Origin of the sequence: Bradyrhizobium sp. (assembly GCF_016462955.1) — a bacterium.
Lineage (GTDB): Bacteria > Pseudomonadota > Alphaproteobacteria > Rhizobiales > Xanthobacteraceae > Bradyrhizobium.
In genome coordinates this window covers 3,028-16,525 of the sequence record NZ_JAEMSD010000100.1, presented here as the reverse complement: position 1 = coordinate 16,525, position 13,498 = coordinate 3,028, and the positions used below count along the sequence as shown (strand labels likewise).

General features: G+C 63.1%; 14 protein-coding genes. 5 read left to right on the top strand and 9 right to left on the bottom strand.

Features of this window, described 5'->3' with window-relative positions; genetic code table 11:
* From JHD07_RS13345 to JHD07_RS13320, 6 genes are all read right to left on the bottom strand, one after another.
* Positions 1–713: FadR/GntR family transcriptional regulator (locus JHD07_RS13345; RefSeq protein ID WP_291622782.1), on the bottom strand; the 713-nt coding region annotated here is incomplete at its 3' end.
* Positions 714–1,279: 566 nt separating this feature from the next.
* Complete coding sequence (locus JHD07_RS13340) at positions 1,280–2,452, bottom strand: fumarylacetoacetate hydrolase family protein (RefSeq protein ID WP_291622780.1); 1,173 nt, start codon at positions 2,450–2,452, stop codon at positions 1,280–1,282.
* A 107-nt stretch (positions 2,453–2,559) separates the two neighbouring features.
* Complete coding sequence (locus tag JHD07_RS13335) at positions 2,560–3,537, bottom strand: HEAT repeat domain-containing protein (protein ID WP_291622779.1); 978 nt, start codon at positions 3,535–3,537, stop codon at positions 2,560–2,562.
* Positions 3,538–3,539: 2 nt separating this feature from the next.
* Positions 3,540–3,773, bottom strand: a complete 234-nt coding sequence (locus JHD07_RS13330) for a ferredoxin family protein (RefSeq protein WP_024339914.1) — start codon at positions 3,771–3,773, stop codon at positions 3,540–3,542.
* A gap of 31 nt (positions 3,774–3,804) precedes the next feature.
* Positions 3,805–5,547: a fumarate reductase/succinate dehydrogenase flavoprotein subunit gene (locus tag JHD07_RS13325; protein ID WP_291622777.1), complete on the bottom strand. Its 1,743-nt coding sequence runs from the start codon at positions 5,545–5,547 to the stop codon at positions 3,805–3,807.
* Positions 5,548–5,649: 102 nt separating this feature from the next.
* On the bottom strand, positions 5,650–6,423 hold the full coding sequence (locus JHD07_RS13320; protein WP_291622776.1) for a ferredoxin--NADP reductase: 774 nt from the start codon (positions 6,421–6,423) through the stop codon (positions 5,650–5,652).
* Between the two features lie 201 nt (positions 6,424–6,624).
* Between JHD07_RS13320 and JHD07_RS13315 the strand changes: the two genes are divergently transcribed.
* From JHD07_RS13315 to JHD07_RS13295, 5 genes are all read left to right on the top strand, one after another.
* Positions 6,625–6,927 carry a gamma-butyrobetaine hydroxylase-like domain-containing protein gene (locus JHD07_RS13315; protein WP_291622775.1) on the top strand — a complete coding sequence of 101 codons (303 nt, stop codon included), beginning with the start codon at positions 6,625–6,627 and terminating at the stop codon, positions 6,925–6,927.
* 117 nt (positions 6,928–7,044) lie between these two features.
* A complete protein-coding gene (locus JHD07_RS13310) occupies positions 7,045–7,818 on the top strand; it encodes a Crp/Fnr family transcriptional regulator (protein WP_291622774.1) in 774 nt (257 codons plus the stop codon).
* Between the two features lie 181 nt (positions 7,819–7,999).
* Positions 8,000–9,421: an ABC transporter substrate-binding protein gene (locus tag JHD07_RS13305; RefSeq protein ID WP_291622773.1), complete on the top strand. Its 1,422-nt coding sequence runs from the start codon at positions 8,000–8,002 to the stop codon at positions 9,419–9,421.
* A complete protein-coding gene (locus JHD07_RS13300; RefSeq protein ID WP_291622771.1) occupies positions 9,418–10,326 on the top strand; it encodes an ABC transporter permease in 909 nt (302 codons plus the stop codon). Before JHD07_RS13305 ends, JHD07_RS13300 begins: the two co-directional genes overlap by 4 nt.
* Complete coding sequence (locus JHD07_RS13295) at positions 10,323–11,195, top strand: ABC transporter ATP-binding protein (RefSeq protein WP_291622769.1); 873 nt, start codon at positions 10,323–10,325, stop codon at positions 11,193–11,195. Before JHD07_RS13300 ends, JHD07_RS13295 begins: the two co-directional genes overlap by 4 nt.
* Positions 11,196–11,334: 139 nt before the next feature.
* On the opposite strand, the gene JHD07_RS13290 is transcribed toward JHD07_RS13295, so the two are convergent.
* The 3 genes from JHD07_RS13290 to JHD07_RS13280 form a co-directional block, all read right to left on the bottom strand.
* Entirely contained in the window at positions 11,335–12,393 is a 1,059-nt protein-coding gene (locus JHD07_RS13290) for a putative sulfate exporter family transporter (protein WP_291622767.1), read from the bottom strand.
* 121 nt (positions 12,394–12,514) lie between these two features.
* On the bottom strand, positions 12,515–12,733 hold the full coding sequence (locus JHD07_RS13285; RefSeq protein ID WP_291622765.1) for a hypothetical protein: 219 nt from the start codon (positions 12,731–12,733) through the stop codon (positions 12,515–12,517).
* 158 nt (positions 12,734–12,891) lie between these two features.
* On the bottom strand, positions 12,892–13,498 hold a 607-nt coding region (locus tag JHD07_RS13280; RefSeq protein ID WP_291622763.1), incomplete at its 5' end, for an NAD-binding protein.

The window sequence follows — 13,498 nt, the reverse complement described above, 5'->3', positions numbered from 1 at the left end:
CCCTCATGGCGATGCATGCCATTGTGAATGACGAAGATGATCGCCTGGGAGGCGGCGTCCGCATCGCCTGCGGCGATGGCATCGACGATCCTCTGATGCCAGAGCAGCACGGTATCGCGGTCCCCCGGCTCGACCGGGGCGCTGAGCAGGAACGAAGCGCGCAGAGCGGCTTCGATGACATGGCCGATCGAGCGCATGAACAGATTGCCGGAGGCCCGCGCAACGGCGACGTGAAGCGCAAGATCGGCATCGGCAAAGCCCGCCGAGTCGGAAGCTTCGAGCCGCATGCGATCCATGCAGCGGCGCAGCTCGGCGAGATCCTCATCGGACCGCCGCACTGCGGCGAGCATCGCCGCACGCGGCTCGACCGCGAGGCGGATCTCGGCGAGGTCGTTGAGGAAGCGCTTGTCGATGCCGGCGTCGAGGTGCCACGCCAGCACGTCCGCATCGAACATGTTCCAGGCGCCGCGCTCGCGGACGACGGTGCCGACCCGCGCCTTGGTGGTGAGCAGGCCCTTGGCGACCAGCGTCTTCACGCTCTCGCGCAGCACCGGCCGCGATACGCCGAACATCGCGATCATCTCTGCATCGCCCGGCAGGCGCGTGCCTTCCGCATAGCGGCCGGCGATGATGTCGATACCGATCGAACGCGCCACCTCCGCATGGTTGGAATGGGCCCGCCGCGTCGGGATGACGACGATGCGCGAGTTCATGTGGCCGTTCCTGCGCCCTGCACTACCCGACGGTACGCAATCATGCGGCGCGCGGCCCCAGCCGGCAGCAACGCGGCCGTCGTAAGGCAACGAAAGGGCGGTGAAGCATCAGGCGTTCTCCCAAGCAGCGCTCTTATGATGGCAGGCGCCGATTAGTATTATGGCACCTCTCTGCCACCCTCGTTGGACATGGCGGGGTACAATTTCACGGAAAATGGGTTCCGACTAGTCATATTATTTGACTATTAAAGGGCAAAGTTGGACTTTCGCGGCGGGCTACGTCTTGACACCCTTAGCGAGATTTATAGCGATCCCCCAACTCAAAGCCGAACAAGGGATTGATGGCCTGCGAAGCCGTGACGAGAGAGCTCGTAACCATTCCTCCTCGTCAGTCCGAGCGCCGTGAAGCAATTCCATCCCTGCGGAAAGACTATGGATGGCCTCGCCGCTCTCGCGGCGACGATGCAGATGGAGCTCTCGCGCCTTCGGTCGGCGCGACAGGAGGGCCAGAAACTTGCCTCGCAAATTCCTGGCCCTGCCGTCGGCGCGGAGAGGCGAAGAGCGAGCTAGATAAGCTTTCGCTGCGCCAGATTCTTCATCAGGGCGCCGATGCCGAACGTCCACGGCTCACATTCGTCGCTGGTGCGCATGCGGTTGACCAGCTTGCCGAGCTGGGGCGCTGCGATCGTGACGATGTCGTCGCGCTTGTGGGTGAAGCCCTGCCCCTGCGCGTCGCGATCCTTGACCGGCGCAAACATGGTGCCGAGGAAGAGAACGAAGCCGTCGGGATATTGATGCACCTTGCCAATGGTCTGCGCGACGAGATCGGTTGGATCGCGGCTGATCTTGCTGATCGAGGAATGGCCGTCGAGGACGAAGCCGTCCGTGCCCGTCACGTTCAGACTGATGTCGAGCTTGCGCGCATCGTCGAGCGTAAAAGTGTCGTCGAACAGGCGCAGAAGCGGGCCGATGGAGCACGACGCGTTGTTGTCCTTCGCCTTCGACAGCAGCAGCGCCGAACGGCCCTCGAAGTCGCGCAGGTTCACGTCATTACCCAGCGCGCCGCCGACGATCTTGCCGCGGCTCGACACGAACAGCACGAGCTCGGGCTCGGGATTGTTCCAGGTCGATTTCGGATGCAGGCCGGCATCCATGCCGGTGCCGACCGAGGACAGGGTCGGCGCCTTGGTGAAGACTTCAGCATCCGGGCCGATGCCGACCTCGAGATATTGGCTCCAGGCGTTCTGCTCGATCAGCACCTGCTTCAAATGCATCGCCTGATCCGAGCCCGGCTTGAGCTTGGATAGATCGTCGCCGATGAGCCGGGTGACTTCCTTGCGGATGGCCTCGGCCGACGCCGGGTTACCCTTGGCGCGCTCCTCGATGACGCGCTCCAGCATCGAGATCGCGAAAGTGACGCCGGCCGCTTTCAGTGTCTGGAGGTCAACTGGGGCGAGCAGCCACGGCTTGCTGGTGTCACGGCCGTCGGGGGCGGTATTGGCAACGATGGCTTGGAGATCGCCGATACGCTCGCCCTTGACCGCAGCGAGCGCCTTGGCCGGATCGTCTTCCTCGCACAGCGCGCTGACCGTCGGAAACCTCGCGGTGACGTCGAATACGCCATCGCCACGCACAGCGACGACGGCCGGACCGGCGACCTGCGGCAGCCAGACGCGGCCCACCAGCGTCCCCTTCGTTCCGTCCTCGGGGAGGAGGTCTCTCACCGTCAAAGTCATCATGGCCGCGTCCTCGCTGTTCTCAGATCGGCCATGTTTCGGCGGTCGATCCATTGGCGAAGACAAATAAACGTCTGGCAGGGGAAGTCCAGACCAGCCGCGAAGAACCGCTATGCCCCTGCCCGCGCCTTGCGGGCCGCAATCTGCTGCAGTGCCCAACGCGCATTCTTGCGCACGTCCGGATCGAGATCGTCGGCAATGACGGCCAGGAAAGCTTCCCCGTCGGGGTGAGCGATCTCGCCGAGTGCGGCGGCGGCCTCCTTGCGCAGGTTCGCCTGGTCGTGGTTGATGCAATTGCCGATCGGACGCACCGCACGCTCGATCTTCATCTTGCCGAGACTGCGGATCGCCTTCAATCGTACCTGCCAGAACGCGTCGCCGAGCGAGCCGATGAGCTGATCTGCCGCCAGCGAGCCATTGGCGTTGAGGCCAAGGGTTTCCGCCGCCATTTCGCGCACCATCCAGTCCGAGTCTCTCAACGCGCGCGTGATCGTCTCCGCCGCAGGCTTCATATGCGAGAACGCCAGCGCACTGACTGCCGCGCGACGGACATGGGCGTCGGGATCGTTGATCAGCGCGGTCAGCGCCGGGATCGATTCCTCGAGCTTGAGGAAGCCGATCACGCCGATCGCCTGCACGCGCACGGCGGCGTCGGAATCCTGGAGCGCTTCCAGCGCCGGCTTCAGCGTGTCCTTGCAGCGCAATTCCTTCAGCGCCCGCAACGCTCCCATGCGGACGAAGGCATGGGCGTGCTTCACCAAGGGCAGGATGATCGCGGCACAGGCCGGATCCTTAAATTCGGCCATGCTGTCGGCCGCCGCCGCCGCAACGATTCGCTCTGGGTCGACCAGCAGCTTCACCAGCGCGCTCGCCGCCTCCGGCCCGTCGAACTCACCGAGCGCCATCGCAACCTGCTGGCGCACGCCGGCATCGGGGTCCGCGACCATGTTGGCGAGGTGCGCGACTGCGGCGGGATCGCCGGAATGGCCGAGCGCGATGATGGCAACGCGGCGCTCGGCGGGATCGGCGGCCTGCAGCCGTTCGTCGGCATCTTCGAGATCGTCATAGGATTCGAACGGGCTCGACATGATCACCTCAACAGATAGGGAATGTTGACGGTGACCGCGCCGGTCGGACAATCGGCCTCGCAGGGCATGCAATACCAGCATTCGTCATAAGCCATATAGGCCTTCTTGGTCATGTCGCTGATGCGCAGCACGTCGAGCGGGCATACGTCGACGCAGACCGTGCACCCTTTGTCCGCGATGCATTTGGCGTCGTCGACGACCACCGGAACCGAAGTCTGATAGGACGCGAGAGGCATTCGATGTCTCCTATTGCTTTGGCGCGGTGGATCAGGCGGAGGCGCGGATGCGCTGCTTGTCGTAGAGGTCCTTCTCGTCGTCCGAGATTGGAACGACATAGGGCTCGACGGCACGCTTCTCGCTGGTCATCTTGCCATCACGCTTGCTCAGCAGCGTGTGGCAGAACCAGTTCTCGTTGTCCTTCTCCGGAAAATCCGTGCGCCAGTGATAGAGGCCCCAGCGGCTCTCCTCGCGGTAGAGCGAGGCGTGCGCGGCCATGTCGGCGCAGTCCATGATCGACTGAACTTCGAGGGCGCGGAGCAGCTCGTGCGCATTGCGCGCGATCATGCGATCCTGCATGTCCTCTCGCGCTTCGGCAAGGCGGCGCATGCCGAGCTCGTATTTGCGCGTGACCTTCGGCGGCTGCAGGTAGTCGTTGACGAGGCGCCGGGTCTTGTACTCGATCTGGTTGGGCGGAATGCCGTCCTCGCGCCTGGTCGGCGCCATCACGCGCTCGCGTTCCATGGCGACGTCGGCGGCGTCGAACTCCGCGAAGTCATGGCTGTCGGCGAAGTCCATCGCATCGATGCCGGCGACCGACCCGTTGGTGAAGGCGCCCAGCATGTAATTGTGCGGCACGCTGGCCATGTCGCCGGCGGCATAGAGGCCGGGCACGGTGGTGCGCGCATTGTCGTCGACGAACACGCCGGAGGCGCTGTGGCCGGAGCAGAAGCCGATCTCCGAGATGTGCATCTCGATCGACTCGCTGCGGTAGTCGACACCCCGTCCCTGCTGGAACAGACCGCGGGTCGGACGCTCGACCTTGTGCAGCGTGGATTCGATCTCGGAGATGGTGTCGGGATGAAGATGCTTGAGCTGGAGGAACACCGGCCCCTTGCCGGACAGCAGCTCGTTGTAGAACTCGAGCATCATCTGGCCGGACCAATAGTCGCATTCGATGAAACGCGATCCTTCATTGTTCGCCGTGTAGGCACCGAACGGGCCGGCAACATAGGCGCAGGCCGGGCCGTTATAGTCCTTGATCAGCGGGTTGATCTGGAAGCATTCGAGGTTCGCGAGCGCGGCGCCGGCGTGATACGCCATGGCGTAGCCGTCGCCGGAATTGGCCGCGTTCTCATAGGTCCCGAACATGTAGCCCGACGTTGGCAAGCCCAAGCGTCCGGCAGCGCCCATACAGAGGATCACGGCCTTGGCCTTGATCACCAGCATCTCGGCGGTACGGGTATTGACGCTGACGGCCCCTGCGATGCGGCCATCGGCAGATTTCAGGAGCCGCGTCGCCATGTAGCGGTTGGAGATCAGGATGCGGGCGCGACGGAGCTGGCGGTACAGTGCCTTCTTCACGGTCTCGCCGTTCGGCATCGGCAGCACGTAGGTGCCGATGTGGTGCACCTTCTTGACGGCGTAATCGCCGTTCTCGTTCTTCAGGAAGCGGATGCCGAAGCTGTCGAGCTCCTCGATGATCTTGTAGCAATTCTGCGCGTATTTATAGACCGCCTTCTGATCGACGATGCCGTCGTTGGCGATGGTGATTTCCTTGGTGTACTGCTCCGGCGTCGCATAGCCGGGAATGACGGCGTTGTTCAGCCCATCCATCCCCATCGAGATCGCGCCGGAGCGCTTGACGTTGGCCTTTTCGAGCAGGACGACATTGGCCTTCGGATTCTTCAGCTTTGCCTTCAAAGCCGCCATCGGGCCGGCCGTCCCGCCCCCGATGACCAGCACGTCGCAGGAAACCTCGGAAAGTCCGTCGACGATCTGATCTAGTGCCATCACTTGCTCCTGGTCCGCCGATAGCCGGCGCCTTTGCGTCAGATTTGTTCAGGGAGCTTCCCGGCGATAGCAATTAGTTGTCGCCGGGCCGCGATTTGCGTCTCAGCGCTCGACGAAAGCCTTTTCGATGACGAAATGGCCGGGCTGGCTGTGGTTGCCCTCGACGAAACCGCGTGCGGAGAACATCGCGTGGAGTTCCTCGAGCATCGCGGGGCTGCCGCACAGCATGATGCGGTCGGTTTCGATATCGAGGCCGGACTGCCCGATATCGTCGAAAACCTGGTTCGAGGCGATCAGGTCGGTGATGCGACCACGGTTCCGGAACGGCTCGCGGGTGACGGTTGGATAATAGACCAGCTTGTCGCGGATCAGGGGGCCGAAGAATTCGTGGTTGCGCAAGCCGTCGACGACGTGCTCACCGTAGGCAAGTTCGGAGACCTGGCGGCAACCATGGGCAAGCACGATGGTCTCGTAGTTCTCGTAGACGTCGGGATCCTTGATCAGGCTGGCAAAGGGCGCAAGGCCCGTTCCGGTCGAGAGCAGCAGCAGGCGCTTGCCCGGAATGAGGTTGCCGGTGATCAGCGTTCCGGTCGCCTTGCGGCCGACCAGGATGATGTCGCCTTCCCTGATCTTCTGCAGGCGCGAGGTCAGCGGGCCGTCCTGCACCTTGATCGAGAAGAATTCGAGCGCCTCCTCGTGATTGGCGCTGGCCATGCTGTAAGCCCGCATCAACGGCTTGCCCTCGACCTCGAGTCCGATCATGGCGAATTGGCCGTTCTGGAACCGGAAGCCGGGATCTCGGGTCGCAGTGAAGCTGAATAGGGAATCAGTCCAGTGTCTGACCGACAGAACCGTTTCCTTCTGAAATGCGCTCATGGTCTCTCCTTGGCCATCGATGGCGCAGAGGTTTTCGGAGAGAGAAGAGTCCGGCAACGCGGAAGTGGAATTCCCGGTCGATTAGTTTCACATTTCGCGGGCCATGACGGAAAAGACACGCGATCACACCGCGCCGGCAATTAGTTGCTATTCATATGCGCCCGCGCCGACCTATCAGGACGTCGGAGGTTCGTCATGAGCATGACCTTGGTGGCGCCGACCGTGGCCGATTACGAAGCCAGCGCTGATCTCGCCGCGCTGCTCGTCCGCACCGCACGGGACGACGCGCTCAGCGTTTCCGCAGAAACGCTCCGCCTCTCCTGCAAATGCGCCCACTGCACCCGCGCCCGCTTCGACGGCCGCTTTCCGGAAGCATTTCCGGGCATCGCGATCACCGAGATCGGCGATCTCGGCTACGGGCTGAACATCTCGTTCTCGGATGGGCACAACCGGGGGATTTACCCGAGGCCGTATTTGTTGAGCCTCGCGGGGACTGCCGCATAACCGGCATCGTCTTGCCGGGGTACCGAACGCCGCTCAGAATGACGCAGGCTGTTGGCTCGCCATCTGGCACGGACATTGCTCCTCTTTAGAACGATTTGAACGTTCCGGAGGCAGACGATGTTGCAGGCGGCGAATGCGGTTCGCGGGTCCGCTCCCGGAGCGGCGCGGTCTACCGGCAGCTCCTCGCTGCTGCTCACCGAGAACCAGCAATGGATCGGCGGTCCGCCACCGCTGATGGACAAGCTCTCGCCGCGGGAGCGGGAACTGGTGCTGAAGCAGGGCCGCCGCAAGGTGCTCAATCGCGGCCAGACCCTGTTCAGCCAGGGCGCCAAGCATGACGGCATCTGGCTGATCGAGAGCGGCCGCATCCGGGTGTTCTACACCTCGCCGCTCGGGCGCGAGATCACGCTGGCTTACTGGCACGCGGGCAATTTCGTCGGAGGCCCCGAAGTGTTCGAGGGCACCATGCATCAATGGTCCGGCGTGGCATCCAGCAATTGCAGCGTGGTGCACCTGCCGGGAAAAGAGCTGCGCTCCCTTGCCGCGGAGATCCCGAATCTCGCGATCGGCCTCATCGAGGGCCTCACCTTCAAGGGCAAGTGCTACTCGGCACTGGCGCAAATGCTGGGAACGCGCTCGATCACGCAGCGTCTTGCGCATCTCCTGCTGCATCTCGTCGAGCTCTACGGCGTCGAGGATGCCGACGGCACTGTGATCGCCGCAGCCTTTACCCATGCCGATATTGCCCACATGGTCGGCGCCACCCGGCAATGGGTCACGATCAGCCTGAAGCGCATGCAGGAGAAGGGAATCGTGTTGACCAAGCGGTCGCAGATCGTGGTCTGCCGGACCGACGTGCTGGAGGAGATGCGCGGTCACGCAGCCGACTGAGCAAATCTGCGACCAAGGCCGGTGCACAGGCAAGCGGCTTTATAGTGCAGGACTGCCCAAGGAGTATGCAATCAGAATTTCCCGGCAACTAATCGACTGCAACGGCCAATCCGGATTTGCCCTGCCTGCGACCTCACCCAATCATGGCAACCACAGCACATCCAACCAAATGAGGATGAGAATGGTCAGCCGTCTTCCCACGCTCTCGATCGCGATGTCGGTGACGTCGCTGGCGCTATTCGTCACGCAGCCGGTGTCGGCGGAAACGATCACACTCGGCATCGGAACGCAGGACACCACGACGAACACGGTCACCGCCGGCGTCGTCATCCGCCAGTTGCGTCTCCTCGAGAAATATCTGCCGAAAGACGGCAAATATGCCAACATCAAGTTCGAGCTGGAGTGGCAGAACTTCACCTCGGGCCCGCCCGTCACCAATGCGATGATGGCGAACAAGCTGCAGATCGGTATGATGGGCGACTATCCGCTGATCGTGAACGGCTTCACCTTCGAGAGCAACCCCGAGAGCAAGAGCCGGCTGGTCGGCATCGCCGCCTATAGCCTCTCCGGCTCCGGCAACGGTCTCGTCGTTCACAAGGACTCGCCCTACTACGACCTCGCCGATCTCAAGGGCAAGCTCGTCAGCGTCCCCTTCGGCTCCGCCGCCCATGGCATGGTCCTCAAGGCGATGCAGGACCGCGGCTATCCCGCCGACTTCTTCCAGTTGGTCAGCCAGAGTCCCGAGGTCGGGTCGACCAATCTCCAGGAGAAGAAGATCGACGGGCATGCCGACTTCGTCCCCTTCGCCGAGTTGCTGCCGTTCCGCGGCTTCGCCCGAAAGATCTTTGACGGCGTCGAGACGAACTTGCCGACCTTCCACGGCATCGTCGTCCGCACCGACTTCGCCGAGAAATATCCTGAGGTCGTGGTCGCCTACTTCAAGGCCGTAATCGCCGCCAATCAATGGCTGCGCGACGATCCCAAGCTCGCGGCCGAGAAGATTCAGGAATGGACCGGCATCAACAAGGAAGTCGTGTACATTTTCCTCGGTCCCGGCGGCAACATGACCACCGATCCCACGGTCAAGCCGGCGCTGATCGATGCCGCCACGACCGACGTCAAGGTGCTGCAGAACCTCGGCCGCATGAAGGAATTCGATCCGAAGAAGTGGGTCGACGACAAATACATCCGCAAGGCCTATGCCGAGATGAAGCTCGACTATGACGCGCAGCTTGCGAGCACGAAGAACTACGAGATCTCCGGCGAAGACGCCTTCTGCAAGAAGCCGATCGCCGATCCGCGCAAGGCGGGCGAGGTCTGGCTCGATGATGCCGGCATCATGCCCTTCTCATCGGCCAGCTGCACGCTTGGCGCCTATGCCGACTACAAGGCCAAGGGCAAGAAGATCAACGTCGCCTATGTCTTCGATACCACCCGGGGCATCAAGCTGTTCGCCGACCAGGCCTTCTTCGCGGTCGGCAACGGCGAAGTTGCACCGTTCCTGCTGAAGAAGGATGCCGAGGCCTACGCGGCCAAGATCAGCGGCAAGGTGCTCGGCTTCGACGAAGCGGTGAAAGCGTCGGTCGGCGGAGGCAGGACGTGAGCAGTCCCGCCCTCGTCAGACATCCCGAGGACGGCATGCCGACAGCGTCCATTGCAGAGGCGGGCCCTGTGCCCGCCGTCACGCCAGCAGCAGCACCGACCTCCTTCGGCGCGCTCATGCTTCGCTGGTACCGCCTGAACCAGGGCCGGCTGCGCGCGACCGCGATCGGCATCATCTCGCTGCTCGCATTCCTGCTGGTCTGGCACCTGCTCACAACCTATCGCGTCGTATTCTTCGTGCGCTTCACCAATGTGCCTTCGCCGCTCGCGGTTTATGCGAGCTTCGTCAAGGCGATCCACGACCCCAAGTTCCTGATGCATGTCCTGCTCAGCTGTCGCCGCATCTTCTTCGGCTTCTCGCTCGCCGCCATCGTCGGGGTGCCGCTCGGCCTGATCATGGGACGCTTCAAGCTGGTGCACGAGATAATCTTCCCGGTGGCGGAGGTGCTCCGGCCGATTCCGGCGATCGCCTGGGTGCCGATGGCGATCATGCTGTGGCCGACCAACGAGCAGAGCATCGTCTACATCACCTTTCTCGGCTCGTTCTTCCCGATCCTGGTCAATACGCTGCACGGCATGTCGCTTGTCGATCCGGTGCTGGTGCGCGCCGCCCAGTGTCTCGGCGCGCGCGAGCGCTCGATCTTCCGCGAGGTGTATTTTCCGGCCTCGCTGCCGCACATCTTCACCGGCCTCACCGTCGGCATGGGCGTCGCGTGGGTGTCGCTGATCGCGGCCGAGATGATCTCCGGCCAATACGGCATCGGGTATTTCACCTGGGAAGCTTACTCGCTGGTTCAATATGCCGACATCGCACTCGGCATGATCGCGATCGGGGTGCTCGGCCTCGGATCGAGCCTGCTGATCCGGGGGGCGGGACAATTGGTGATGCCGTGGAGGTCGACATGAGCGAAGTCCTTGCTGCAAAGCCAAAGGGTCACATCGAGGTCAAGAACTTCTCGCTAGCCTACGAAACGATCGAGGGCCCGGTGCAGGCCGTCACCGACACGCAGATCCATGTGAACCCCGGCGAGTTCGTGTCGATCGTCGGCCCGTCCGGCTGCGGAAAGTCGACGCTGCTCAATGCGGTCGCAGGCTTCCTCAAACCGACGACGGGGATCGTCACCGTCGATGGCGAGCGCGTCAACGGCCCGAGCGCCGAACGCGGAATGGTGTTCCAGCAATATTCACTGTTCCCCTGGAAGACCGTGCGGGAGAACGTCGAGTTCGGCCTGAAGATGCGCGGCATGCCTCGCTCGCAGCGCGAGCGCGCCGCGCGCACCCTGCTCGGGCTTGCCGGGCTGGAGGCGTTCGAAAAGCATTATCCGGAAAGGCTCTCCGGCGGCATGAAGCAGCGCGTCGGCATCGTCCGCGCGCTCGCGACGGGGCCGAAAGTGCTGCTGCTCGACGAACCGTTCGGCGCGCTCGACGCGCAAACGCGCGTCATCATGCAGCAGATCCTCACCAATATGTGGCAGCGGCTGAAGATCTCGGTCCTATTCGTGACCCACGATATCGACGAGGCGATCTTCCTGTCCGACCGCGTCTATTGCATGACCGCCCGGCCCGGCTCGATCAAAGCAGAGATCCCGATCCCCCTGGAGCGGCCGCGGCAGCAATCCATGATGATGTCGTCGGAATTCCTGGCGCTGCGCCGCGGGCTGATGTCGCTGATCCGCGAGGAGAGCCTGAAGGCGATGGGCGGCGAGATCAACGATCTGGGCATGCAGGGGCTGAGCATCGAGCTGCAGGGGCACTCGCTGGCGGACGTGATTTGATTTTGCCCTTCCGCTCGCTGCGATGACGCTCCTTTAGGGTGGGCAAAGCGGAGCGTGCCCACCATCTCTTGCAATAAGAGAGAGATGGTGGGCACGGCGCTTTCGCGCCTTTGCCCACCCTACAGCAGTGTCGTTTCAATCACTTGAACCAGTGCACCAGCGCGATACTGATCCCCAGCAGCAGCATCAGCGAGAGCGTCACGGCAGCCGTCACCCTGCCGCCGACATTCGCCAGCACGCGCACGTCCACGCCAAGGCCAAGGGCAGCCATCGAGACCACCGTGAGAAAGCCGGTGATCTTCGTCACGGGGCCAACCACCGTGGCCGGCACGATCTCCAGTGACCGCAGCGTCGCGAGCACGAGGAAGCCGAGGATGAACCACGGCACCAGGCGGAAGAAGCCGACGCTGGTCTTCTTGGCATCGGTCTGCCAGCGCGAGGCGACCAAGGAAAAGCCGACCACGACCGGCCCCAGCATCAGCACACGCATCAGTTTCACCAGCGTGCCGATCTGCGTCGAGACCAGGCCGGCGGGCACCGTTGCCGCGAGCACCTGGGGCACGGCATAGACGGTGAGGCCGGCGAGAATGCCGTATTGCGTCGCGGACAATTGCAACAAAGGAATCAAGAGAGGCAGGCCCAGCACCATCATCACGCCGAGGATGGCGGTGAAGGAAATCGAGGATGCGATCTCGTCGTTGTTGGCGCCGATGATCGGCGCGACGGCGGCGATCGCCGAGTTGCCGCAGATCGAGTTGCCGCAGGCGATCAGGATCGACAGACGTGTCGACAGCCCGAGCATGCGGCTGAGGCCGAATGAGACACCGAGCGTAATCACGACGACGGCCGCGATCGATGCCAGCAGCGCGATGCCTGACGCCGCTATCGCGGCGAAGCTGATGGAGGCACCCAGCAGCATCACCGCGACTTCGAGCAGCTGCTTGGCGCTGAAGGCGATGCCGGCTTGCCAGCGCGGCGCGGGTTTCCAGAAGCTGCGCAGGGCCATCCCGAGCAGGATCGCCATCACCAGCGCCTCGACATAGGGATGGTCGAACATGCCCAGTTCGGCGTGCTCCAGCAGGGCGGAGACGCCGGCCACCAGAACGCAGAGGAGTATGCCTGGAATCAGCGCCGCAATGCGGCTCGCGGCGGAAGCCGGCTTGGTGCCGGCCGGGCTGGATGCTTGATTCTGCGACACAAATCTCTCCCAGAGGAGAAGGATTTATACGCAGCGCGCTTCCATTGGGGAATAAGTTTTCGACATATCAGGGCCGAGGGAAGTTCTGTCCTCGGATCTGGAATAAAGGGCGGAAAGAGGCTCAGAAGATCAGGCTCTTGGCAAGCGAGGCAACCCGGCTGAAGCCGTCATAGACCCCCGGCTCGAAGAAGGCGGCACGCGCGAGCACGATGCCGGCAACCAGCGACCAGAACAGCGTCGTGCCAGTCCGCAGCAGGAGCTTTGAGGCACGCGACTTCGGCTGGCTGTCCGTTGCGGACACCAATTGCTCGCCGAAGGGCTCGAATCCACTGCGTTCCATAGCTGCCAATCCACCAATTTCTGGCAGGAATGTCGTCGTTTCGCCGCGAAACAGCAATGGAAGCGATTGGCTTTTTTGGGCTGCGACGGGGAAACTCCTTCCGTTCGGAGCCCAAAAGGCGATGGTTTTCTTCTTCGCGGTTGGTGCAACGACAGCGCCTACGCCGCCAAGCCACTTCCAACCGGCGCAAACTCGAGCCCGAGGCTTTCCGCGACCGCCTTGTTCGTGATCCGCCCGCGATGGACGTTCAAGCCGTTGCGCAAATGCGGATTTTCCAGCACGGCCGCAAAACCCTTGTTCGCGAGCATCAGACCGAACGGCAGCGTCGCATTGTTCAGGGCCTGGCTCGAGGTTACCGGCACCGCGCCCGGCATGTTGGCAACGCAATAATGCACGACGCCGTCGACCTCGTAAGTTGGCTCAGCGTGCGTGGTCGGATGAGAGGTCTCGAAGCAACCGCCCTGGTCGATCGCGACGTCGACCAGCACGGCACCCGGTCGCATCGACTTCAGCATGGCGCGCGTGACCAGCTTCGGCGCGCTCGCGCCCGGCACCAGCACTGCGCCGATCACGACGTCCGCGGCGAACACCTCGTCCTCGACCGCCTCGAGGGTCGAGAAACGCGTGCGCACGCGCCCGGCAAAGAGATCGTCCAGTTCGCGCAGACGTGGGATCGAGCGGTCGATCACGGTGACTTCGGCACCGAGCCCGGCCGCCATGCGCGCAGCCTGTGTGCCGACCACGCCGCCGCCGAGCACGACGACG

Bases quoted from the DNA above. Each gene is read 5' to 3' on its own strand.
- JHD07_RS13330 (WP_024339914.1), bottom strand. From the start codon at position 3,773: ATGCCTCTCGCGTCCTATCAGACTTCGGTTCCGGTGGTCGTCGACGAC.
- JHD07_RS13305 (WP_291622773.1), top strand. From the start codon at position 8,000: ATGGTCAGCCGTCTTCCCACGCTCTCGATCGCGATGTCGGTGACGTCG.
- JHD07_RS13285 (WP_291622765.1), bottom strand. From the start codon at position 12,733: ATGGAACGCAGTGGATTCGAGCCCTTCGGCGAGCAATTGGTGTCCGCA.
- JHD07_RS13310 (WP_291622774.1), top strand. From the start codon at position 7,045: ATGTTGCAGGCGGCGAATGCGGTTCGCGGGTCCGCTCCCGGAGCGGCG.
- JHD07_RS13335 (WP_291622779.1), bottom strand. From the start codon at position 3,537: ATGTCGAGCCCGTTCGAATCCTATGACGATCTCGAAGATGCCGACGAA.
- JHD07_RS13295 (WP_291622769.1), top strand. From the start codon at position 10,323: ATGAGCGAAGTCCTTGCTGCAAAGCCAAAGGGTCACATCGAGGTCAAG.
- JHD07_RS13320 (WP_291622776.1), bottom strand. From the start codon at position 6,423: ATGAGCGCATTTCAGAAGGAAACGGTTCTGTCGGTCAGACACTGGACT.
- JHD07_RS13325 (WP_291622777.1), bottom strand. From the start codon at position 5,547: ATGGCACTAGATCAGATCGTCGACGGACTTTCCGAGGTTTCCTGCGAC.
- JHD07_RS13340 (WP_291622780.1), bottom strand. From the start codon at position 2,452: ATGATGACTTTGACGGTGAGAGACCTCCTCCCCGAGGACGGAACGAAG.
- JHD07_RS13315 (WP_291622775.1), top strand. From the start codon at position 6,625: ATGACCTTGGTGGCGCCGACCGTGGCCGATTACGAAGCCAGCGCTGAT.